The following is a 22,748-nucleotide window of genomic DNA, read 5'->3' on the forward strand; positions in this document are numbered from 1 at the left end:
ACGCGCAGGGTTTCGAGGCCCTGCTTAGTAATGCGATAGGGGCCGCCGCGTACGGAGGAGATGACCTTCTTGGAGCGCATGCTCTTGAACATGTCGAAGGTGCAGTCAGTCATGACCCAGCCTTCGCGGGTGTAGCATTCGATGTCGATGGTCTTGCCTTCGTCGTCACGGATGAGGCAAATCCGGCCGCCAAGGGCCAGCACGCCGAGAACTCGGCGTTCGTGTCGGGAAACGTTCATTTGTCTTGAGGTGCCTAGCAGCGGCTGGGCTTTGTACAGCCGCGAACAAACAGACCCAGCCGCTGGCGTCGCGCTCAGCGGGCGGGTGGTTCATTCTGCCCCGTCGCGAGTGGACGGGGACTCAAGCAATCTCAAACTGGCTAGACATGTGCCCTCTTTAGCCCCAGGAGCTGGGGCCGTCCAGAATTTGGCGTTCGGCGGTTGAAATCACAGGCGTGCCGGTGCAAACCAGCAACAGACCATAGCCCTGAGGACCGATAGTGACCGCCGCCACCAAACTGCCCGTCGAATGTGAAAGCAAGGATGATGTGCGGGCCGAAATCGACCGCATCGACCAGCAACTGCTCGCCTTGCTCGCTGAGCGCCACCGCTATGTGACGCGAATGGCTGAGATCAAGACTGATCCGCATGAGGCCTATGACCCGGCGCGCATTGAGACGATCATCAACAGGGTGCGCTCGCGCAGCGTCGACCTTGAATTGGACGAAGATCAGGCCGAACTTATCTGGCGCACGCTCATCGACTGGAACGTGAACTACGAAAAAGGCATCATCGCTGCTCGTCGCCGGGCACGATAGGCCATCTGCGGCTGAGGAATCCGGCAGTCGCGTAACCGAGCAGTGACGGGAGGCGGCGATGGCAATGATCGAGATTCGGAAGGCCGAGATATCCGACGCCGCCCGTATGGCCGATATCGCCTTCTCCGCTTGGGACACCGGCATTCGACCGCTGCTCGACGCGCGGCCGGGGTTGCGTGAAATCGAGCGGGCGCGGCTGTCTCAGGCCGCGGGTATGAACTGGCCCAATGCCATCGTTGCGACGATCAACGGTATTGTGGTGGGCTGGTGCTGCCGCGCTTTGCGGCGCAACTATATTCCCTACCTCTTCGTGATGCCCGATATGCAGGGCAATGGCATTGGTGCGCGACTCCTCAATCGTATGGAAACGGTGATGGAGTTGCAGGGGGCCAGCAAGGTGCAATTGGAAACGCCAGCGGACAACGTCCGGGCAGTGCGCTTTTACGAGCGGCAGGGTTATCAAATTCTGGCGCTGCGCAGCGCGGGCCGTGGTGCCCACGAGGCGCTTATGAGCGTGCATCTGGAAAAGATGCTGCATCCATATTCCGGGGACGTCGAGTGATCCTACGCCAGGCTGAGGTAGCGGACGCTGCGCGATTAGGCGAGATCGGCTTTGAGGCGTGGAAGAACAGCGCCTTCGGCATGAATGATGCCGGCAGAACGGATGCTGAAAAGCTGCGGCGCGAGTTTGTCCAGTTTTGCACGGAGAAGCCGGAAACGATCATTCTTGCCGTCGCTGGGCGCGAATATCTGGGCTGGGGCGCGCGTGAGACTTCGGATCAAACCATTTCAGATTTGTGGGTGGCGCCCGCGGCACAGGGCAGGGGTGTAGGAGCGGCCTTGCTTGCGGCTTTGGAAGAGGCTATCGCCATAGAGGGTTTCGGCCACGCAGAGCTTGAGACCTATGCCGGCAATGCCGGGGCAGTGCGCTTCTATTCGCGACTGGGCTATGAGCCTGTCTGGCGCGGTATGAAATTCACTGCCAGCCTGAATTATGACTTGGACAAGATACGCTTCCGGAAAATGCTTCCGGCAGCTGCATAGGACCGCCCACGTATGACCCTCGTCGACACCCGCACCCCTGACAAGAAGCGCCTCATTTCCGGTTCGACCGGTGATTGGGAAGTGATCATCGGCATGGAAGTGCACGCGCAAGTCACGAGCGAGTCGAAACTCTTTTCGGGGTCCTCGACGGCCTTCGGCAATCCGCCCAACGCCAATGTCAGCTTTGTGGACGCGGCCATGCCCGGCATGCTGCCGACGATCAACGAAGAGTGCGTCCGTCAGGCGGTGCGTACCGGCCTTGGCTTGAAGGCCAAGATCAACAAGCGTTCGGTGTTCGATCGAAAGAACTATTTCTATCCGGACTTGCCTCAGGGCTATCAGATTTCCCAGTTCAAGGATCCGATCGTTGGCGAGGGCAAGGTTCTGCTCGACGTCGATGGCGAGCAGATCGAGATCGGTATCGAGCGCCTGCATCTCGAGCAGGACGCAGGTAAGTCGATTCACGACCAGCATCCGAACATGAGCTATGTCGACCTCAACCGGTCGGGCGTGGCGCTGATGGAGATCGTCTCGAAGCCGGATCTGCGTTCGTCGGAAGAGGCCAAGGCCTATCTTTCGAAGCTGCGCACCATCCTGCGCTACCTCGGCACCTGCGATGGCAATATGGAGCAGGGCTCCATGCGCGCCGACGTCAACGTATCTGTGCGCCGCCCCGGCGGTGAATTCGGCACGCGTTGCGAAATCAAGAACGTCAACTCTATCCGCTTTGCCGGCCAGGCGATCGAATATGAAGCGCGTCGCCAGATCGACATTCTGGAAGATGGTGGTTCGATCGATCAGGAAACGCGTCTCTTCGACCCCAAGAACGGCGAAACGCGCTCAATGCGCTCGAAGGAAGAGGCGCACGACTATCGCTATTTCCCCGATCCCGATTTGCTGCCGCTTGAGTTCGACGATGCCTTCGTCGCCGAGCTCGGCAAGAACCTTCCGGAGCTGCCGGACGAAAAGCAGGCCCGCTTCATCGGCGACTATGGCGTGACGCCTTATGACGCCATGGTGCTGACGCTCGATCGCGAAACGGCGGACTACTTTGAGGCCTGCGTGGCCGATGGCGGCTCCAAGCGCGACGGCAAGGCCGTAGCCAATATCCTCAACGGCGACGTTGCGGCCTATGCCAATAGCCAGGGGCTCGCCGTTTGGGAGACGCACCTGCAGCCGGCCCAGATCGCCGGCCTCGTCGACCTCATCGCTGGCGGCACGATTTCCTCCAAGGGCGGTAAGGACGTCCTGCAGATTCTGATCTCGGAAGAACCCGAAGGTGTGCCGGCAGAAATCGTCGAACGTCGTGGCCTCAAGCAGGTTACCGACCTGGGCGCCATCGAGAAGATCGTGGACGAAATTATCGCCGCGAATCCGGATCAGGTTGCCAAGGTGCTGGCCAAGCCGACCATGATCGGCTGGTTTGTTGGCCAGGCCATGAAGGCTTCCGGCGGCAAGGCCAACCCACAGGCCCTCAACGACCTGATGAAGAAGAAGCTCGGGATCGAATAATCTTCCAGCTACGGATTGATATCATGGCCCGGCTCCGGCGGTAACGCTGGGTCGGGCTTTTCCGTATCCTGATCATGTCGTAGCGGCGACGTGTAGGGATTGTCTGCGTCGCCAATCGGCAGGTTGACCGGCATTGGTGGCACCGGGGTCGGGTGGTTGTGCGGGACTTTGGGCTCGTGTTTGCGGGGATCGCGCATTCATACCTCCCTTGGGCCAGGCTGATCGCCTGGAAACGGCGGGATTTCCGGCTGCGGGAATGGCTCGGGATCGCCCAGCGGTTGATCGGGCGGCGGGATTTCTTCGGTGCCGGGGGGATAGGGTTCCACCGGACGGGGCCGAGGCGGCTCCGGCTGCGGAATGATCTCGGGGATAGGGCGCGGGTCGATGTCGGGCCTTGGCTCGGGCATGATGACCTCCTGCGAGCAAACGGCAGAGCCGGCAGGAGGTTCCCGGGACTACGCGGTTGCGCGGCGCCAAATCTGGCGAATGCGGCCGTCTATAAACAGCAGGCCGAAGAAGATCACGAACATGCCCAGAATTTGAATGGGCAGGATGGTTTCACCGAGCACCGTCGTGCCGATGATGAGCGCCGAGATGGGCGCGATGAAGGTCGTGGTGGCGAAGTTGGTGGCGCCGACGCGCGGCAGAATTCGATACATGACCTGGAAGGTAAAAGCCGTCGACAGCAGGCCGATGGCCAGTGCTGCCCCGTAGGTTTCAGGCCGGGTCATGACCGGCGCGCCTTCGGCGAAGAAGGCAACCGGGATCGAAACCACGGCCGCACCCGTGAGGGCGATAGAAGCAAGAGCGGTCGGCTCCACGTGTTTGAAGCTGCGCGTGATATTGAGCGTCAGGGCGTAGCACACCGTCGCACCGAGGCACGCCGCAATTGCCCAGAGCTGCGATGAGCCGCCGCCGGCAAGAGCGGGGGACACAAGGATGACAGCGCCAAGGAAGCCGATGCCGACGCCCGTGAACTTCGTGGGAGAGGCCCTTTCGCCGCCGACCCAGACGTGGGAGATCAGCGCAGTCACCATTGGGGTAAGGGCATTGATGATGGCAGCGATGCCGCTGGCGAGATGAGCCTGGGCGAGAGGGAAGAGCGCAAAGGGGATCGCATAGGCGACGATGCCGAGGCCGGCAAGTTGCAGCCAGAGCTTGGGATCGCGCGGCACCGACTTGCGCAGCGCCAGCATGACGACCCAGCAGCCCAGAGCGCCGATACTGACCCTAAGCGAGGTGACCCAGAGGGGGCCGATTTCGCGGATCAGGATGGCGTTGAAGACAAATGAGCAGCCCCAGATTGCGCCGAGGAGAATGATCCAGAACCAGTCACGCAGACTCATTTTTTATGCCTTTTCTTGAATGGGCCGGAAAGTACGCCTGCAGAGAACAAAGGTCGAACCGATTTTGACGATGAGTCATATCAATTGAAGTGATGGCTCAGACGCCTCCTGATTGCTGACAGGGCCTGTCAGCAGAATCTCCTGCCTTGCTACGACAGGAGGCGGCATGGGCGATCATCTGAAATATTCCGGCGCCGGGAGTGAGGCGCAGCGGCGGGCTCTGATTGAGATTATCCTGGCCGATTCTTTTCTCATGGGCCTTTTACATGGCCTTGAGGAGCTGGCGTTGCCAGATGCGCTGGTCGCCTCCGGCGTGGTCTACAACACTGTCTGGAACGCGTTGACCGGCCGTCCGAGCCACTATGGCATCAATGATGCCGACATTGCCTATTTCGACCCCAGTGATCGAAGCTATCTCGCCGAGGATCGCATCATCCAGCACGTGCAGGCGCGTTTCGCAGGCAGCGCAATTCCCGTTGAGGTGCGCAACCAGGCGCGAGTGCACCTCTGGTTTCCTGATAAGTTTGGGCTGGCCTATCCAGAGCTAACCTGCAGCGTCGATATGCTGTTGTATTTTGCAACCAAGACGCACGCAGTCGCTGCCAGGCTGGACCGGGGCGAGATCGCGATTTTCGCCCCGTTCGGTATCGATGACCTCTTTTCCTTCCGGCTGACGCCGAACCCAGCGCTGCCCAACCGAGCAACGCATGAGGCCAAAGCGGTACGCGCCATGCAGCTTTGGCCGGAACTGCAGTTCGCCCCCTGGCCGGATGAGATTGGCGATTGACGATCAACCTACTAGAAGGTAGGTATATTGCATGACCGACCTTTCGAGCACTGCCGAAGAAATCATCCGCCAAGCCCGACCGCTTATTCTGTCGGGCGGATATGACGGGTTTAGCTATGCGGATATCTCCAGTGTCGTCGGCATCCGCAAGGCAAGCATACACCACCACTTTCCAACCAAGGCGCAACTGGTTCGGGTTTTGGTGGAGCAGTATCGCCGGGAGGCTGTAGAAGGGCTCAGGCAAATGGATCAGGCCATTGCCGATCCAGCGGAAAGACTGAGGGCCTACACCGGCTATTGGCAGACCTGCATTGCTTCGGGCTCGGAGCCGTTTTGCGTTTGCGCTTTGCTGGCCAGCCAGATGCCGGCCCTGCCTGAAGAGGTGGCGGCGGAGGTGCGGGCGCATTTTCGGACACTGGCTAGGTGGGTGGCGAGCGTGCTCCGGGAGGGCATTGAGCAGGGAGGCCTGCAGATGGTGCATGCGCCCGAGATCGAAGCGGAAGTTTTTGTGGCCACTGTCCATGGAGCCATGCTTTCGAGCCGCGCCCATGGGGATGCTGCAGTATTCGAAATGATCGTTCGCCCTCTTGTGGAACGCTTCGTCAGGTAGGTACGGGGGCGCGCGCGTCGATCCCTGTTGGAGATGCCTACCAACTAGTAGATATATAACGGCGCTCAGTGCGCCATCCGATATGAAGGACTAGAAATGTTCGGTATTTCTCCCATTGGTTGGGTTCACACGCTTGGTAGCCTGCCGGCACTCGGTACGGCCGCCTATATGCTGGTGCGGCATGGCCGCATAGTGCCGCGGTCGATCCCGGGCGCGATCTATTTGGCTTCGATGGTCTTGGGGGGCGCCACGGCGTTTCTGGTGGCGAAACAGCCGGTGAGCTATGTCATTGGCGGCGTGACGCTGATCGTGATCGCCGTAGGCTACGGCGTTCACCGCGTGACCTTTTTAGGTCGCATGCGGCGCTACATCGAAACCATCAGTCTCAGCTTCAGCGTCCTGCTGCTGTTGGTGCCGACAGTCACAGAAACGCTGACGCGGGTGCCTGATGGGGCGCCGCTTGCGTCGAGCGTGAGTTCGCCCATTGTGCTGGGGGCCCATACAGCGCTGCTGTTGGCCTTCGTCGTTGGGCTGATCGTGCAGAGCGTCGTGCTCCGGCGCGAAGGCCGGGCGAGGGGCGCCACTTAAAGCGAGACTTCTCCGCGGGTGAGCATTGCCAGAGCCTTAGGATAGATCTTGTGCTCTTCGACCAGCACACGGGCGCTCAGTGTCTCAGGCGTATCGCCCGGAAGCACTGGCACGCGGGCCTGGAGGATCACGGGGCCTTCATCGAGGCCTGGCGTGACGAAATGGACGCTGCAGCCGTGTTCAGTGCCGCCATCGGCGATTACGCGGGTGTGCGTATCAAGGCCTTTGTAAGCGGGCAGGAGGGACGGGTGGATGTTGATCATCCGGCCCTGCCAGCGGAGGACGAAATCCTCTCCCAAGATACGCATGAAGCCGGCGAGGCATACATAGTCCACCTCCCAGCTTTCAAGCACGAGAGTCATCGTGTCCTCGAACATTTCCCTGCTGGGAAACTTGCTCTGGGCCAACGAGGTCGTGGCGATGCCGTTTTCCTGGGCCGCCAGAAGACCGGGTGCCGCCGCCTTGTTGGAGAGAACGCCAACAATTTCCGCCGGATAGTCCGGATTCTTGCTTGCTTCGATCAGCGCGGACATGTTTGAGCCGCGGCCGGAGATAAGTACGCCGACCTTCTTGCGGCTCACAGGGCGAGCTTTCCGCGGAAAGTCACGGGTTCGCCGGTGCGAAGGGTCAACTGACCAACGATGGCAGCCGTTTCGCCCGAGGCTGTCAGCGCCTCCACGAGCTTTTCTGCATCTTCGGGGGTTACGGCGACCAGCATGCCAACGCCACAGTTGAAGGTGCGCAGCATTTCACGCTCGCTCATGCCGCCGACCTTGGCCAACCATCCAAAGACAGCGGGAACGGTGACCGCATCAAGATCGACATCTGCGGCGAGATCGTCGGGCAGGACGCGCGGAATATTGTCGATGAAGCCGCCGCCGGTAATGTGGGCTAGCGCCTTGATGCCGATGCCTGCCTTGAGGGCGGCAAGGAGCGACTTGACGTAGATGCGCGTGGGTTCAAGCAGGGCTTCGGCGAGTGTCTTGCCCGGTGCGAAGGGAGCGTCTGCGCTCCACTCGATACCTGAAAGCTCGACAATCTTGCGAACTAGCGAGTAGCCGTTGGAATGAACGCCCGACGAGGCAATGGCGACGAGAGTGTCGCCGGCCGCGATGTCCTTGCGCGGAAGCAGGGCATCTCGCTCGGCGGCGCCAACTGCGAAGCCTGCAAGGTCATAGTCGTTGCCGTGGTACATGCCCGGCATTTCGGCGGTTTCACCCCCGATCAGGGCGCAGCCCGCGAGGCGGCAGCCATGCGCGATGCCTTCGACGATGGCGGTCCCCTGCGCAACGTCGAGCTTACCGGTGGCGAAATAGTCGAGGAAGAACAGCGGCTCGGCGCCTTGAACCACGAGGTCGTTGACGCACATGGCGACCAGATCCTGGCCGATGGTGTCATGCTTGCCGGTGTCGATGGCGATCTTGAGCTTGGTGCCGACACCGTCATTGGCGGCGACCAGAACGGGGTCCTTGAAGCCTGCGGCTTTCAGATCGAAGAGCCCGCCAAAGCCGCCGATTTCGCCATCAGCGCCAGGGCGCCGGGTCGAACGTACGGCGGGCTTGATAGCCTCGACCAGGGCGTTGCCAGCATCGATATCAACACCAGCCTGCTTGTATGACAGGCCGTTTGATGGCAGGTTTTGCGTGTCGGACATGAGCCTAGAGCCATTGCTGGGGATATCGGTAACGCTTTCGCTGCCGAGACCCGGTCTGGTTGAACTTAACGGTGCTGGCCGCTAGAGCTTTTCACGCGATCCTCGAATCGCTGAATGCTCCAGGTCTTTGTTTTTCTGGCGTTTTCGTCAGCATTGGGTGATCAACACTTGCTGCCAAATTCGCTTTAGGGCCTGATAGCTTCTTGGATAGTCAGACGCAAGGGCCGGCCGGCACCATGAACCTTAGAAATCAAGTGCTGATCTGGATCGGTTTCTTCTTCTTTCTGATCCTTGCCCTCTGGATATTCCGCGGCATTCTTCTGCCGTTTGTCGTGGGCGCAGCACTAGCTTATCTGCTCAATCCGCTTGTCAGCCAATTGCAGAAGTGGCGATTCAACCGCGGCTGGGCCACGGCCGTGGTACTTTTGAGCGTCGTAGCGCTCGTCATCAGCGTCTTCGTGATGCTCGTGCCAATGGTCGTGACGCAGGTTGTGGGGCTCGTTCAGCGCCTGCCTGGTTACGCGTCCGACCTCGAGGCGCTGGTGCGGCGCTGGGCGCCGGAGCTCAACCAGTGGCTTGGCCCCGAGCGAGCCGCCCAGGTTGAGCGTAGCGTGTCGGACATTCTTGGCCAGGTGGTCGGCTTCGCTGGCGTCGTGACCTCGGAAATCCTTGCGTCCGGCTTGACCCTGATTAGCGTCATCGGCTTTGCGATTTTCACCCCCGTCGTTGCGTTCTACCTTCTACTCGACTGGGAAAGCATGGTGCGCGGCGTACATGACCTGCTGCCTCGACGCTATCGCGCTGAGATTCTCGGCATTCTTCGGGACATCGACAGCTCTATGGCTGGCGTGATCAGAGGGCAGGGTGGCGTGCTGCTGATCGACGCTGCCTTCTATGCGGTGGCGCTGTCCCTGGTAGGCCTCAATTTCGGGCTCGCCGTGGGCCTCATTGCGGGCCTCCTCAGCTTCATCCCCTATGTCGGCTTTGGCGTCGGCTTCGCACTTTCCATGGGCATTGCGACCGTGCAGTTCTGGCCCAACTGGTGGATGATCGCGCTGGTCTTTGCCATCTTCATGGGCTGGCAGTTCATCGAGGGCAACGTGCTGTATCCCAAACTCGTCGGCGGCTCGATAAACATCAACCCCGTCTGGCTGATGTTCGCACTACTGGCCTTTGGCGCGCTGTTTGGTTTTGTCGGGCTGCTGCTGGCTGTGCCGCTGGCGGCAATCGGCGGCGTGCTGGTGCGCTATGGCATCCGCAAGTACAAGGGCAGCAGCCTCTATCTTGGATCAACCCATGGTGGCCAGGGTGGCAATCCCTCAGCGTGACGGCAAATTGCGGCAGCTGCCGCTTGAATTCGAGCATGTGCCGTCCCACGCCGCCGACGATTTCCTGGTGGGCGAGGGCAATGCTCTTGCGCACAGCCGTATAGTTGCGTGGCCACATTGGCCCGATGCCGTGACGGTTCTTATCGGCCCGGCTGCTTCGGGTAAATCGCACTTGGCGCGGATTTTCGCTGATCGCAGTCACGCTGCGATGGTGACACCAGAGACGGTTGCCGAGATTGCGGAGGCGGATGCCCGCGGGCCATTGGTGGTCGAGGATGTCGATCGGCTCGGTTATGACGAGCCGAGCCTTTTCCATCTGCTGAACCAAGCCATGCGTGGCAACCGGACGCTCTTGCTGACGGCCCGCGAGGATATTTCCAACTGGCCTCTCGTGACAGACGACGTACGATCCCGTGTGCGGAGAGCTCCGGCTTTTCGTCTAGAGGTCAGTGACGACATAGAACTGTCACACATGTTCGCCAAACTTTTCGGCGATCGCCAGATCAAGGTCGACCCGAAAATCATCCACTATCTCGTGGCGCGTATGGAGCGCAGCCCCGAGGAAGTGGCGGTTCTGGCAGACCGCATGGATCGGCTGGCCCTTTCCAGGGGAACGGCCATTACCCGAACGATTGCAGCTGAGGCCCTGGCGCTCCGGGAGGCGGAGCGTGACAGTGGCGGCCAAGAGGAGTGGGACTTCGAGCAATGAACGACATGAGCGAGATCACCGAGGCGGAAGGCGCTGGGCCGGATGTCGTGGCGTTGCGGACCAGCCCGGCGCGGTTCGTGAATCGCGAGGTGAGCTGGCTACAGTTCAACATGCGCGTGCTCGAAGAGGCTGGCAACGTAGCCCATCCGCTGCTCGAGCGACTTCGTTTCGTCTCGATCTCGGCCAATAACCTCGATGAGTTCTACATGGTGCGGGTGGCTGGCCTCAAAGGGCAGATTCGCGCGGGACTGACCAAGCAAAGTTCAGACGGCCTGACGCCGGCCGAGCAGCTTGAGGAAATCGGGACTCTCGCGCAGCATTTGCAGCGCGATCAGCAGGACCATTGGGAGACACTGCGCGAGGAGTTGTTCGCGCAGAACGTGGTCATTCACGAGTCTAACGATCTCAGTGAGGAGCAGGTCGCGTATCTGCAGAAGCTGTTCAGGGAAGAGATTTTCCCGGTCCTGACCCCTATCGCGGTCGATCCTGCGCACCCGTTCCCGTTTATTCCGAACCTTGGACTTGCGCTTGCATTCGAGCTGCGCCGCCCCGATAGCGACCAGCCTCTTACGGCGCTCGTGCGCATTCCTGGCAACCTTGACCGCTTCATCAACCTCCCTGCCGAACTCGTGTCGGAAGGGCGCACGGAAGTCGTGACCATCGACACGCTGGTGAAGCTGTTCTTCCATAAGATGTTCCCGGGCCACGAAGTGGTCGGGTCGGGCGCGTTCCGTATCATTCGAGACAGCGAAATCGAAATCGACGATGAAGCTGCCGACCTGGTGGTGGAGTTCGAATCCGCGCTGCGCCAGCGTCGTCGCGGGCAGGTGATCCGTCTCGAAATCGAACGGTCCATGCCGCGTGCCTTGCAGCGTCAGATCGGCGAGCAGATGGGCATCAAGGACGCCGACGTATTTGAGGTTCAGGGGTTCCTCGGTCTCGCCGACGCGCGCAAGATTTGCGATGTCGAGCGGCCGGACCTGAAGTTCACGCCCTATATCGCCCGCTTCCCCGAGCGTATTCGCGACTACAATGGTGACAGTTTTGCTGCCATTCGGGCGAAGGATATCCTCGTCCACCATCCGTTCGAGAGCTTTGACGTCGTCGCGCAGTTTCTGATGCAGGCTGCGCGCGATCCCGACGTCGTGGCAATCAAGCAGACGCTGTACCGTACTTCATCGGATAGCCCGATCGTCAAGGCGCTGGTCATGGCGGCCGAGGCCGGCAAGTCGGTGACTTGCCTTGTCGAGCTCAAGGCGCGCTTCGATGAAGAGGCCAACATTCGTTGGGCTCGCGATCTCGAGCGAGCCGGCGCGCAGGTCGTGTTTGGGTTCATCGAACTCAAGACCCACGCGAAACTCAGCCAGGTGGTGCGGCGCGAAAAGGGCAAGCTCGTCAGCTATTGCCACATCGGCACGGGCAACTATCACCCGATTACCGCCAAGATTTATACTGATCTCAGCTACTTCACGATCGATCCGGCGATCACCCGCGACGTGGCGCGCGTTTTCAACTTCATCACGGGTTACGCTCGCCCGACGGAACTTGAAACCATTGCCGTCTCGCCTGTGAACCTCCGCCAAACGCTGGTGGACAATATCGCCCGCGAAATCGAGCTGGCGCGCAACGGCCAGCCGGCATCGATCCTTCTCAAGATGAACTCGCTCGTCGATCCACAGGTGATCGATGCGCTTTATGACGCAAGCCAGGCGGGCGTGAAGGTTGACCTCATTGTCCGCGGCATCTGCTGCCTGCGTCCGGGCATTCCGGGGTTTTCCGACAATATCCGGGTAAAGTCCGTCGTCGGACGTTTCCTCGAGCATAGCCGCATCTACTGTTTCGGCAATGGCGAGACCATGCCGTCGCAGCGCGCACTGGTCTATATTTCGTCCGCTGATTTGATGGGACGGAACCTCGACGGGCGCGTGGAAGTTATGGTGCCGATCCTCAACAGAACCGTGCACAAGCAGATTCTGGACAGGATCATGGTTGCCTATTTGAAGGACAATCAGCAAAGTTGGGAAGTCTTGCCCGATGGTAGTTCCCATCGGCTGCGGGTTGCAGAGGGGGCGGAACCCTTCAACGCCCATGACTATTTCATGACCAATCCGTCGCTGTCTGGACGCGGCAGCGCCGGGATTGGAGACGACGAGGGCTGAGTTTGACACAATTCTGGGGCGTCGACGCCGATCCTACGGCCCAAGGTCGTATCAAAGGTGCCCAGCCGGTCGCCGTCCTTGATATCGGTTCGAACTCGGTTCGTCTGGTGGTCTACGAACGCCACGCGCGTTCGTTGACCCCGCTCTACAATGAGAAATCAGCCTGTGCCCTCGGCCGCGGCATTGCCCAGAGCGGACGGCTGGCCGACGCGAACGTCGAAAAGGCCCTCGACGCCATCAAGCGGTTCGCCATGGTGGCCCGAATGATGCGGGTGGGAACGGTGCATGTCCTCGCAACCTCCGCCGTGCGCGAAGCCGCGAACCGGCAGGAGTTCGTGGATGCGGTCGAAGCGATAATCGACGTGCCAGTCCGCGTCCTCTCTGGCGAGGAAGAAGCGCATTTCGCTGCCCTCGGCGTCGTGGCCGGTATTCCCGGATTTTCAGGTGTTGTTGGCGACCTCGGCGGGGGCAGCCTGGAGCTGTCGGTGATTACCGGAGGCCGTGATGCCAATGGGCAGTCCCACGAGCTAGGCGTTATCCGGCTGCAGGACGATGCTGATGGCTCGCCGAAGAAGGCCGCGGCGCTCGTTCGCGACAAGCTCAAGCAGTCACTGCTGGCCGATATAGAGCCTGGTGGTCAGTTCGCTGCAATTGGCGGTACCTGGCGATCTCTTGCAAAACTTCATCTGGAGTTGCGGAACTACCCCCTGCATATGGTGCAGGACTATGTGGTTCCTGCGGCGGAGATGATCGCAGTTTGTGACGAAATCATTGGCGCCGAGTCGCTCAAGACTTATCCGGGATCGAACAGCGCCAGCAATTCCCGGCGCGAGCTGGTGCCATTTGGCGCTGCTGTCCTCGGCGAAGTGCTCCGTGCCGGTAAGTTCGACAGTGTTGTGTTCTCGGCGCTTGGTGTCCGTGAGGGTTATCTGCATGGCCTTCTGTCGGAAGCCGAGCAGGCCATTGACCCGCTGGTTCAGGGGGCGGAAGAACTCGCCATTCTTCGTTCGCGATCGCCGGCACACGCCACTGACCTGATCGAATTTACTGCACAGTATTTCGCCGCTACGGGCACGGTTGAGAGCGCCGAGGAAGCGCGGCTGCGAAAGGTGGCCTGCCTGCTCGCCGATGTCGGCTGGCGCGCCCATCCGGATTACCGTGGTCCGCAAAGCGTCGACTCGGTGGCCTATGGCTCCCTGACCGGCGTGGACCATGCAGGTCGCGCCGTGCTGGCTCACGCTATTTCGGTCCGTTACGACGGGGTGAAGAGCAAGTCAGCGAATACGCTGATCCCGCTGGCTACTCCCGAGATGATCCGCCGGGGCCGCCTGATCGGCACGCTGTTCCGCGTCGCCTATCCCATGACCGCAGCGATGCCCGGAATCTTGCCGCGAATCCGGTTTCGGCTCGATGGCAATGTGCTCGTACTGCAGCTGCCGGCGGACTTCGCCTTCCTCGATGGCGAGCATCTTCGCAACCGTTTGAGCCAGTTCGCGAACTTTGCCGAACACAAGGAAGCACGGGTAGAAGTCGGCTGAGATTTACTCAGCCGCTTCGGGTTGGTTGACGGCGAATTCCACGACGCCTTTGCGCGTTGCAGCGAGACCAATGCGGCCGTGCTTGATCGCCAGCGCCTTTTCACCAAAAAGCTTGCGGCGCCAGCCTTTCAGGGCAGGTACATCAGCGTCGTCGTCAAGAACGAGCGCGTCGATATCGTCCGAGGTGGCAAGGATGCGGGCGGCCACGCCGTGTTGCTCGGCGATCGACTTCAACAGGACGCGAATGAGGTCGCCGACGGCACCCTTGGGAGAGGGGCCGCGATAGCGCTCTGGCAGGGCAGGGAGGTCTGACTTCTGCAGAGCCTCAACGCCCTTCAAAAGCTCGATGATCTCAGCTGCCGCCGAGCTTCTGCCAAACCCCCGCGGCACGGCACGCAACTTGTCGAAAGCGTCGGGCGTCAGGGGGCGCTGCACGGCCAGGTCAAACAGCGCGTCGTCCTTGAAGACCCGGCTACGCGGTTGGTCGGTGGTCTGCGCCTTGCGCTCGCGCCACTCGGCCAGCACCTTCAGGGCGGCGAGATCGCGCGGGCGGTTGATCTTCATTTTCAGCCGTTCCCAAGCCTCTTCGGGCTGGACGACATAGGTGTCGATGCTGCGCAGAACGGTGAGCTCGTCTTCGACCCAGTCCCAGCGGCGAGTCTGTTCGACCTGCTTGCGAAGTTCGCGATAAATGTCGCGCAGGTAGGTTACGTCCGCGAGCGCATAGAGGCGCTGCTTTTCGGAGAGTGGTCGCGCGGACCAATCCGTGAAGCGCGAGGACTTGTCGAGCTCGACCTTGCAGATGGCGCGCACCAGGCTGTCATAGGACGCGCTATCTCCAAAGCCGCACACGCTGGCCGCAATCTGGGTATCGAAGATATTGTGGGGCACTGCGCCGGTCAGTTTGACAAAGATTTCAATGTCTTGACGAGCGGCGTGAAACACTTTGGTGACCGATGGATTGGCCAGCAGCGCAAAGAAGGGTTTTAGGTCGAGGTGATCCGCCAACGGATCGATGAGTACGGCCTCATCGTCGGTGGCGACCTGAATGAGACAGAGGCGAGGCCAATAGGTGGTTTCGCGGAGAAATTCAGTGTCCACCGTCACGAAATCGAACTGGGCCGCGCGCTCGCAAAATGCCGAGAGCGCCTCTGTGGAAACAATCAGGTCCATATGAATACCGTCTCAAAATAGTCACTATCGTTCCTAGCAGGTGCGGAGAGATTGCTCCACCTCGGATTTCCGCCATGGGCAAGGAAAGGCCGGGAGCTTGACAATCAGGGTGCTCCATGCGCTTTTCCCGCCCACGAATCCGGCCCTTTTTGCACTTTTTCGGAAAAGAAAATGACGACACATCGCTACCGTACCCACACCTGTGGCGCTCTCACGGCGAACGATGCCGGCAATAATGTGCGCCTCTCCGGCTGGGTCCACCGAATCCGCGACCACGGCGGCCTGCTGTTCATTGACCTTCGCGACAACTACGGCATCACCCAGTGCGTGATCGACCCTGATTCCGCGGCTTTCGCCGATGCAGAAAAGGTTCGCTCGGAATGGGTGCTGCGTATCGACGGCGAAGTGAAGCTGCGCGACGCGGCCGCCGTAAACACCAACATCGCTACCGGCGCGATCGAAATTTTCATCCGCGAAATCGAGACGCTCTCGGTTGCCAAGGAACTGCCGCTGCCGGTCTTCGGCGATCAGGACTACCCAGAGGACGTGCGCCTGCGGTATCGCTTCCTCGATCTGCGTCGTGAAAAGCTACACGCCAACATTCTCAAGCGCACGAAGATCATTTCGTCTATGCGCGCCGGAATGGGTGACGCTGGCTTTACCGAATTCTCGACACCGATTCTGACGGCCTCGTCGCCGGAAGGCGCGCGAGACTTCCTCGTGCCGAGCCGTATCCACCCCGGTAAGTTCTTCGCCCTTCCGCAGGCACCGCAACAGTATAAGCAGCTCCTCATGGTTGCTGGCTTTGACCGCTACTTCCAGGTGGCTCCGTGCTTCCGCGACGAAGACCCGCGCGCTGACCGCCTGCCGGGCGAATTCTATCAGCTCGACCTCGAAATGAGCTTTGTGACCCAGGAAGACGTGTGGAACACCGTCGAGCCGGTGATCACCAATGTTTTCGAGAAGTTTGCCGACGGCAAGCGCGTCACCAAGAGCTGGCCGCGTATTCCCTATGACACGGCAATCCGCAAGTATGGCTCGGACAAGCCGGACCTGCGCAACCCGATCGAAATCGACGCCGTCACCCAGCACTTCGCTGGTTCGGGATTCAAGGTTTTCGCCAACCAGATCGAAGCAGACCCGAAGGTCGAAGTCTGGGCGATTCCAGCCAAGAACAAGGCCGGCGCCGAGCCTATCGGCCGCGCCTTCTGCGACCGCATGAACGCCTGGGCACAGGGCGAAGGCCAGCCGGGCCTTGGCTATATCTTCTTCAAGGATGGTGCTGGTTCCGGCCCGATCGCCAAGAATATCGGCGAAGAGCGCACGGCCGCCATCAAGGCACAGTTCGGTCTTGCAGACGGCGATGCCGTGTTCTTCGTCGCTGGTCGCCCAGAGAAGTTCTACAAGTTCGCCGGGGAAGCCCGCACTAAGGTCGGTACCGATCTTGGCGTGGTGGATACCGAGCAGTTCGCGTTGTGTTGGATCGTCGACTTCCCGTTCTACGAATGGAGCGAAGAAGAAAAGCGTATCGACTTCGCGCACAACCCGTTCTCGATGCCGCAGGGCGGTCTTGAGGCGCTGAACTCGGGTGAGCCGCTGTCGCTCAAGGCCTATCAGTATGACGCGGTCTGCAATGGCTACGAAATCGCCTCCGGGTCGATTCGTAACCAGGAACCCGAGACCATGGTCAAGGCGTTTGAGTTGACCGGCAAGTCACGTGCGGAAGTCGAAGAGCAGTTTGGCGGCCTCTATCGTGCCTTCCAGTATGGCGCTCCGCCGCATGGTGGCGCCGCCTTCGGTATCGACCGCATCGTGATGCTGCTCTGCGGCGTTGCGAACCTACGCGAGATCACGGCCTTCCCGATGAACCAGCAGGCCGAAGACCTGCTGATGGGCGCGCCGAGCCCGGCCGACAACAAGCAGTTGCGTGAACTCAGCATTCGTCTCAACGTCCAGAGCTGATTTCGGGACTACGACTTTTCTTCAATAGGCGGGCCGCAAGGCCCGCCTTTTTCGTTTCCACCGTCGGGTAATATCCTGGTTAACGGGTCTTTAACATCGCAGCGTTACCAATGGGATAGAGCTGATAGAAGTGGATTTGGTCGGTGAAGGCGAAGTTCTCGCACGTTCTTATGTTGCTGGGCGCCCTGCTGGCATTTGTTCCCATCGTCTCGGTCGACTATCTGATTGATGCTTATGCGCGGAATAAGGAAGTTGGCTCGCTGCAGGCGCGGATCGACGCACTAAGTGCCGAGATCAACTACAATGCAAGCAATGCCGTCTCAGTGCTTCGCAAGGTCATCGCCGACAGTCCGTCCTTCTGCACACCGACGTTCACGGGCATTGCTCAGACGGCAATCGAAAACAGCTACAATGTGAAGCAGATCCTCGTCGAGAACATGGACGGGGTTCAGTATTGTGACGCGTTCGGCCGCAATGTTGCGCATTCGCCGCTCTCAGAATCGCTCCCGGTTCCTGGCCTCACCGAGACCATCGGCATCGTGAAGTTCGCCGAAATGACGATGCCGGCGATGAAGGTCACCCAGACCCTCGGCGGCGTTCGCCGCATCTCTGCCTTCGTGCCGCTCATGGCAACGACAGAGCAGTCGCTGGCCGACAATCTGCCGGACGGCGCGATGCTCGATATTGCGCTCACGAGCGGTCTTCCGGTTCTGGCAATTGGCGCGCCGCTAGACTTCGATCGTCAGGGCGGACGAAGCGACTACCTGGCCGTACAAAGCTTTGCAGGCGAGTTGCCGATCAAGGTTCGCTATATGCTGCCGTTCTCGGTGGCGCGCGCCGGCTATGCCGACCTTGACGTTCTCTTCACAATTTTGGCCTGTGCGATCAGTGCCGGCTTGTTGCTGCTCACGCTCCGGTATGCCCGCCGCTCTCGCGTTCCGTCGTTCGACCTTGAGCGTGCTATCGGCCGTAACGAGATCAAGCCGTACTACCAGCCAGTCATCAACCTGCGCACGGGTGGGCTTGTGGGCTGCGAGGTCCTCTGCCGCTGGGAAAAGCCCAATGGCGAGATCGTGCCGCCGGGGGTGTTCATCGACTATGCCGAAGCATCGGGCATGGCGATCCCCATGACGCTCTCGCTCATGCAGCAGGTTCGTTATGATCTTGGCGAGCTATCGCAGAGGACGCCGGGCCTCAAGATATCGATCAATCTCTTCGAGGGTCATTTCCGCGACGTCGGCATCGTCGACGACGTGCAGGCCATCTTCGGAAACTCGCCGATTTCCTATGACCAGCTCGTCTTCGAAATTACCGAACGTCGTCCGCTTGAAAACTCGCTGGCCGTGAACAGCGTTATTTCTGGTCTTCATGCCCTCGGTTCGCGCATCGCCATGGATGACGCCGGTACTGGCCACTCAAACCTCGCCTACATCGCGACGCTGGGTGTCGACGTGATCAAGATCGACCGCATCTTCGTCGACATGATCAAGCCGGGCACGACTCAAGTTCCGGTGCTTGATGGTCTCATCGCCATGGCCAAGGACCTCGGCTGCGAGATCGTCGCCGAAGGCGTGGAAACGGAAGCCCAGGCAATCTATCTGCGCTCGCGTGGCGTCGTTCAGGCACAGGGCTACATCTTTGCGCCGGCCCTCAAGGTTGGAGCGTTCAAGGAACTTGCGCTGGCTTTGCTTTCTGCGCCGGCGAGCTATTCGGACCTCTCTGATGAGTCTGAAATCGTTACGGACGCCGCCTAGGAGAGTATCCGACGAATTGCCTATGGCAATGTCGAACATTCTTCGCCCCATCAGGACCTAACGCCTCTTTCTTTCGTCGCTATTTGGTGGCAGGTACGTCGCCATCTAAGCTGTGCCGGAGGAAAGCGTGTCGACCGATCCTAATGAACAACGCAAGGTTCTTCGCGAAGCGGCTCTCCACTTCCATGAGTTCCCCAAGCCCGGCAAGTTGGAAATCCAGCCGATCAAGCCGCTTGGCAACCAGCGGGACCTCGCACTTGCCTATTCGCCAGGTGTGGCTGCGCCGTGCGAAGAGATCGTCGAAACGCCTGAGGCCGTTGCGCGCTATACGTCGCGCCAGAACCTCGTGGCTGTGATTTCCAACGGCACCGCGGTGTTGGGTCTCGGCAATATCGGCGCGCTGGCGTCCAAGCCGGTGATGGAAGGCAAGGCGGTTCTTTTCAAGAAGTTTGCCGGCATTGACGTGTTCGATCTCGAAGTCGATGAGATCGAGCCGAAGAAATTCGTCGACGCCGTAGCGCCGCTTTGGCCAACCTTTGGTGGCATCAATCTTGAAGATATCCGGGCACCGGATTGTTTCGAGATCGAAGAGGCGCTGCGTGAGCGGATGCCCATTCCGGTCTTCCATGACGACCAGCATGGCACTGCCATCATCGTTGGTGCGGCGGTGCTCAATGGGCTTGAACTGACCGGCAAGAAAATCGAGGAGGTCAAGATTTGTACCTCCGGGGCAGGGGCCGCGGCCATTGCCTGTCTGAACGTGCTGGTTGCCCTGGGCGCGAAGCATGAGAACATTTGGGTCGCCGACAAGGACGGCCTCGTCACGCATAAGCGCAACGACGTCAATGACAAGTGGCGCGGACAGTTCCGACGCGTGAGCGACGCGACGACGCTTGCCGACGTGATCGAAGGCGCCGACGTTTTTCTGGGTCTTTCCGCAGCAGGGGCCCTGAAGCCAGAAATGCTGGAAAAGATGGCCCCCAAGCCGCTCATCCTTGCCCTGGCCAATCCTTACCCTGAAATCATGCCGGAAGTGGCCAAGGCCATTCGTCCCGATGCTATGGTCTGCACCGGGCGCTCGGACTATCCGAACCAGGTCAACAACGTTCTCTGCTTCCCCTTCATCTTCCGGGGGGCGCTCGACGTGCACGCGACGACCATCAACGAGGAAATGAAGCTTGCGGCCGTGCGTGCCATTGCCAAGCTGGCGCATGAGCCCGGCCTGGAAGTGTCGCAGTCGAGTTCTCCAGCGGTGTTCGGTCCAGATCACATCATTCCCAACCCATTCGATCAGCGTCTGATCCTGCGCATCGCGCCGGCAGTGGCGCGTGCCGCGATGGCTTCCGGCGTCGCCAAGCGGCCGATTGCTGATTGGGATGCATATCAGGACCAGCTCAATCGCTTTGTTTTCCGTTCCGGCCTCGTGATGAAGCCGATCATCGATCGCGCGCAGGGGCAGAATAAGCGCCTTGCCTTTGCCGATGGCGAAGACGAACGCGTATTGCGCGCCACTCAGGTGTTGCTCGAAGAGCGTATTGCTCGCCCGATCCTGATCGGCCGTCCCGCCGTCATCGAGGCGCGCATCGAGCGCTTTGGCCTCAGCATCCAGCCGGGTCGCGATTTCGAGGTAATCAATCCCGAAGACGATCCGCGCTACCGCGACTATGTTAACCTGTTCCACTCGCTGGTGGGCCGGAACGGCGTGACCCCGGACACGGCTCGCACCATCGTCCGCACCAACACCACTGTGATTGGCGCCCTGGCTGTGAAGCGCGGCGAGGCCGATGGTCTGATCTGTGGCCTCCAGGGGCGCTACATCAAGCATGTTCGTGACATTCGCTCGATCATTGGCCTGCAGGACGGCGTCAGCGACGTCTCCGCGCTGTCCATGCTGATCATGCCGCGCGGCGCATTCTTCCTTGCTGACACCTACGTAACGCAAAATCCGTCGGCGGACGAATTGGTCAGCATTGCTCTCCAGGCACGCAATCACCTCAAGCGCTTCAATATCGAAGCTCGAATGGCGCTGCTCAGCTATTCGAACTTCGGTTCGCGCGATGGCGAGAGCGCCTTCAAGATGCGGGAGGTCTACGCCAAGCTCAAAGCCGCCGCGCCGGATCTGATCGTTGAGGGTGAAATGCAGGGTGACCTGGCTCTCAATGAGGCGCTGCGTGACCGCTATGTGCCAGAAACCGCACTGAAGGGCGAAGCCAACCTTCTGATCTTCCCCGATCTCGACGCGGCAAACCTGTCCATGACCTTGCTCAAGGAAATGAACAATGCGCTTGCCGTCGGGCCGATCCTCATGGGTACACGCGCACCCGCGCATATCCTTGCCCCGTCCGTGACCAGCCGCGGCATCGTCAACATGGCGGCGATTGCCGCGAACGAAGCCGTCGGGGCCGGCGAATGATCCGACACACCGTTGCGTTCACTCTCAAGCATGCCGCCGGTTCGGATGCGGAAACCGCTTTCTTGAGCGATGCTCTGATGTTGGAGCGCATTCCGGGCGTGCAGAAGTTTGAGCGCCTGCGCCAGACGAGCCCAAAGGCGAACTACGCCTTTGGGTTCTCGATGGAATTCGCCGATCAGGCAGCCTACGACGGCTACAATGTGCACCCCGATCACGTTGCCTTCGTGCGCGATCGCTGGGTGCCGGAAGTCTCTGCATTCCAGGAGATTGATTACGTTGCGCTTTGACACCAGCAGGTGCTAAGAGCTGCCGCATACATCACTCGCCAATAGCCAAGGAAGTCCTCATGAACCAGATTGCTGTGTTCAGTGGCAGCGCGCATCCCGAATTGGCGAGGGAGATTTGCGAAGACCTAGGTGTCCCGCTCAATCCGACGCGGATCAAACGCTTCTCAAATGACTGTATCGAAGTGCAATTGCAGGCCAATTGCCGCGAGCAGGATGTGTTCCTGGTCCAGACGCTCACCGCGCCGGTTCAAGAGCACCTGATGGAACTGCTGCTGATGCTTGACGCGGCCCGAGGTGCTTCGGCGGCGCGGATTACGGCGGTCATCCCGCACTATTCTTATGCGCGCTCCGACAAGAAGGATGCGCCGCGCATTTCTATCGGTGGTCGCCTCGTTGCCGATCTGCTGAAAACCGCCGGCGCTGACCGGGTGCTGACCATGACGCTGCATTCGCCGCAGGTGCATGGCTTCTTCAGCGTTCCTGTCGACCATTTGCATGCATTGCACGAGCTGGCGGCGCACTTCCGGCGCTTCGACCTCAGCAACACAGTTGTGGTGTCTCCGGATCTCGGTAATGCCAAAACCGCCGCCGCGTTCGCTCGCAGTCTCGGCACGCCTGTGGCTGCCGGCGCCAAGGAACGGGTCACAGACACCGAAGTGCGGATCTCTGCCATCATCGGCGAGGTGCGCGGGCGCGATGTGATTGTTCTGGACGATGAAGTGGCCAGCGGCGGGTCAATTGTCGAGCTGCTCAAACATCTACGCGCCAACGGCGCTCGGTCGGTGCGCGTCGCATGCACGCACGGCATTTTCGGTGGCGATGCAGTGGTGCGTCTTGCCGCAGAGCCGGACGTGGTGGAGATCGTCTGCACCAATACCCTGCCTAACGCGGCCCGCCAGCCTCATGACAAACTCACGGTCTTGTCGGTCGCTCCGGCCTTGGCGGAAGCGATGCGGCGCATCAATAGCGGCGAGTCGGTCAGCGCGCTGTTCGAAGAAAGTGTGCGTCCCGAGCGTGCGGCTGCCGAATAGGCGAATAGCTAACCGTGCATTAAACCCTTCGTGGGC

23 protein-coding genes are annotated in these 22,748 nt (G+C 60.3%); 16 read left to right on the forward strand and 7 right to left on the reverse strand.

The features are described 5' to 3' along the window. Positions 1 to 239: YjhX family toxin (locus J0I64_RS11375; RefSeq protein WP_291408221.1), on the reverse strand; the 239-nt coding region annotated here is incomplete at its 3' end. A 260-nt stretch (positions 240 to 499) separates the two neighbouring features. Between J0I64_RS11375 and J0I64_RS11380 the strand changes: the two genes are divergently transcribed. The 4 genes from J0I64_RS11380 (at position 500) to gatB (ending at position 3,373) form a co-directional block, all read left to right on the forward strand. Continuing rightward, positions 500 to 817, forward strand: coding sequence for a chorismate mutase (locus tag J0I64_RS11380; RefSeq protein ID WP_291408223.1), 318 nt, complete (start codon positions 500 to 502; stop codon positions 815 to 817). A 106-nt stretch (positions 818 to 923) separates the two neighbouring features. Further along, positions 924 to 1,379, forward strand: coding sequence for an N-acetyltransferase (locus tag J0I64_RS11385; RefSeq protein ID WP_291408225.1), 456 nt, complete (start codon positions 924 to 926; stop codon positions 1,377 to 1,379). Then, positions 1,376 to 1,861, forward strand: a complete 486-nt coding sequence (locus tag J0I64_RS11390) for a GNAT family N-acetyltransferase (RefSeq protein WP_291408227.1) — start codon at positions 1,376 to 1,378, stop codon at positions 1,859 to 1,861. Before J0I64_RS11385 ends, J0I64_RS11390 begins: the two co-directional genes overlap by 4 nt. A gap of 12 nt (positions 1,862 to 1,873) precedes the next feature. Further along, the gene (gene gatB / locus J0I64_RS11395) at positions 1,874 to 3,373 is read left to right on the forward strand and encodes an Asp-tRNA(Asn)/Glu-tRNA(Gln) amidotransferase subunit GatB (protein WP_291408228.1); all 1,500 of its coding nucleotides are present in this window, start codon (positions 1,874 to 1,876) and stop codon (positions 3,371 to 3,373) included. An 8-nt stretch (positions 3,374 to 3,381) separates the two neighbouring features. Here the strand turns inward: gatB and J0I64_RS11400 are convergent, their stop codons facing one another. Genes J0I64_RS11400 through J0I64_RS11410 form a run of 3 tightly spaced genes read right to left on the reverse strand, consistent with a single transcriptional unit; the run spans position 3,382 to position 4,719 of the window. After that, positions 3,382 to 3,570 carry a hypothetical protein gene (locus tag J0I64_RS11400; RefSeq protein ID WP_291408230.1) on the reverse strand — a complete coding sequence of 63 codons (189 nt, stop codon included), beginning with the start codon at positions 3,568 to 3,570 and terminating at the stop codon, positions 3,382 to 3,384. Next, the gene (locus J0I64_RS11405; protein ID WP_291408232.1) at positions 3,571 to 3,780 is read right to left on the reverse strand and encodes a hypothetical protein; all 210 of its coding nucleotides are present in this window, start codon (positions 3,778 to 3,780) and stop codon (positions 3,571 to 3,573) included. Between the two features lie 48 nt (positions 3,781 to 3,828). Further along, complete coding sequence (locus J0I64_RS11410; protein WP_291408234.1) at positions 3,829 to 4,719, reverse strand: DMT family transporter; 891 nt, start codon at positions 4,717 to 4,719, stop codon at positions 3,829 to 3,831. A 166-nt stretch (positions 4,720 to 4,885) separates the two neighbouring features. On the opposite strand from J0I64_RS11410, the gene J0I64_RS11415 reads away from it, so the two are divergent. The 3 genes from J0I64_RS11415 (at position 4,886) to J0I64_RS11425 (ending at position 6,704) form a co-directional block, all read left to right on the forward strand. Continuing rightward, the gene (locus tag J0I64_RS11415; RefSeq protein WP_291408236.1) at positions 4,886 to 5,506 is read left to right on the forward strand and encodes a nucleotidyltransferase family protein; all 621 of its coding nucleotides are present in this window, start codon (positions 4,886 to 4,888) and stop codon (positions 5,504 to 5,506) included. A gap of 31 nt (positions 5,507 to 5,537) precedes the next feature. Then, a complete protein-coding gene (locus J0I64_RS11420; RefSeq protein WP_291408238.1) occupies positions 5,538 to 6,116 on the forward strand; it encodes a TetR/AcrR family transcriptional regulator in 579 nt (192 codons plus the stop codon). 96 nt (positions 6,117 to 6,212) lie between these two features. Next, positions 6,213 to 6,704, forward strand: a complete 492-nt coding sequence (locus J0I64_RS11425) for a hypothetical protein (RefSeq protein WP_291408241.1) — start codon at positions 6,213 to 6,215, stop codon at positions 6,702 to 6,704. Here J0I64_RS11425 and purN read toward each other — a convergent pair. Together purN and purM are read right to left on the reverse strand one after the other, a co-directional pair. After that, positions 6,701 to 7,285: a phosphoribosylglycinamide formyltransferase gene (gene purN / locus J0I64_RS11430; protein ID WP_291408242.1), complete on the reverse strand. Its 585-nt coding sequence runs from the start codon at positions 7,283 to 7,285 to the stop codon at positions 6,701 to 6,703. The genes J0I64_RS11425 and purN overlap by 4 nt on opposite strands. Beyond that, positions 7,282 to 8,358: a phosphoribosylformylglycinamidine cyclo-ligase gene (gene purM / locus J0I64_RS11435; RefSeq protein WP_291408244.1), complete on the reverse strand. Its 1,077-nt coding sequence runs from the start codon at positions 8,356 to 8,358 to the stop codon at positions 7,282 to 7,284. Before purM ends, purN begins: the two co-directional genes overlap by 4 nt. 236 nt (positions 8,359 to 8,594) lie before the next feature. On the opposite strand from purM, the gene J0I64_RS11440 reads away from it, so the two are divergent. From J0I64_RS11440 to J0I64_RS11455, 4 genes are read left to right on the forward strand one after another with little or no spacing between them, the layout of a single operon-like run. Beyond that, positions 8,595 to 9,686 carry an AI-2E family transporter gene (locus tag J0I64_RS11440; RefSeq protein WP_291408245.1) on the forward strand — a complete coding sequence of 364 codons (1,092 nt, stop codon included), beginning with the start codon at positions 8,595 to 8,597 and terminating at the stop codon, positions 9,684 to 9,686. After that, a complete protein-coding gene (locus tag J0I64_RS11445; RefSeq protein WP_291408247.1) occupies positions 9,655 to 10,395 on the forward strand; it encodes a hypothetical protein in 741 nt (246 codons plus the stop codon). Before J0I64_RS11440 ends, J0I64_RS11445 begins: the two co-directional genes overlap by 32 nt. Continuing rightward, positions 10,392 to 12,554: an RNA degradosome polyphosphate kinase gene (locus J0I64_RS11450; RefSeq protein WP_291408249.1), complete on the forward strand. Its 2,163-nt coding sequence runs from the start codon at positions 10,392 to 10,394 to the stop codon at positions 12,552 to 12,554. The genes J0I64_RS11445 and J0I64_RS11450 overlap by 4 nt, the downstream gene beginning before the upstream one ends. A gap of 2 nt (positions 12,555 to 12,556) precedes the next feature. Then, positions 12,557 to 14,092, forward strand: coding sequence for a Ppx/GppA phosphatase family protein (locus J0I64_RS11455; protein WP_291408251.1), 1,536 nt, complete (start codon positions 12,557 to 12,559; stop codon positions 14,090 to 14,092). A 3-nt stretch (positions 14,093 to 14,095) separates the two neighbouring features. Here J0I64_RS11455 and rnd read toward each other — a convergent pair whose 3' ends face one another. Further along, positions 14,096 to 15,265, reverse strand: coding sequence for a ribonuclease D (gene rnd, locus J0I64_RS11460; protein WP_291408253.1), 1,170 nt, complete (start codon positions 15,263 to 15,265; stop codon positions 14,096 to 14,098). A 171-nt stretch (positions 15,266 to 15,436) separates the two neighbouring features. On the opposite strand from rnd, the gene aspS reads away from it, so the two are divergent. The 5 genes from aspS (at position 15,437) to J0I64_RS11485 (ending at position 22,712) form a co-directional block, all read left to right on the forward strand. Then, positions 15,437 to 17,227 carry an aspartate--tRNA ligase gene (aspS, locus tag J0I64_RS11465; protein WP_291408255.1) on the forward strand — a complete coding sequence of 597 codons (1,791 nt, stop codon included), beginning with the start codon at positions 15,437 to 15,439 and terminating at the stop codon, positions 17,225 to 17,227. Between the two features lie 143 nt (positions 17,228 to 17,370). Next, positions 17,371 to 18,981 carry an EAL domain-containing protein gene (locus J0I64_RS11470; RefSeq protein ID WP_291408258.1) on the forward strand — a complete coding sequence of 537 codons (1,611 nt, stop codon included), beginning with the start codon at positions 17,371 to 17,373 and terminating at the stop codon, positions 18,979 to 18,981. Between the two features lie 127 nt (positions 18,982 to 19,108). Next, positions 19,109 to 21,394, forward strand: a complete 2,286-nt coding sequence (locus J0I64_RS11475; RefSeq protein ID WP_291408260.1) for an NADP-dependent malic enzyme — start codon at positions 19,109 to 19,111, stop codon at positions 21,392 to 21,394. Beyond that, positions 21,391 to 21,681 (forward strand): Dabb family protein, encoded by a 291-nt coding sequence (locus J0I64_RS11480; protein WP_291408262.1) that lies wholly within the window; start codon positions 21,391 to 21,393, stop codon positions 21,679 to 21,681. Before J0I64_RS11475 ends, J0I64_RS11480 begins: the two co-directional genes overlap by 4 nt. 59 nt (positions 21,682 to 21,740) lie before the next feature. After that, positions 21,741 to 22,712, forward strand: a complete 972-nt coding sequence (locus J0I64_RS11485; protein WP_291408264.1) for a ribose-phosphate pyrophosphokinase — start codon at positions 21,741 to 21,743, stop codon at positions 22,710 to 22,712. The last annotated feature ends 36 nt before the right edge of the window (positions 22,713 to 22,748 follow it).

The organism is Devosia sp. (genome assembly GCF_017307565.1).
In the GTDB taxonomy this organism is placed as follows: Bacteria; Pseudomonadota; Alphaproteobacteria; order Rhizobiales; family Devosiaceae; genus Devosia.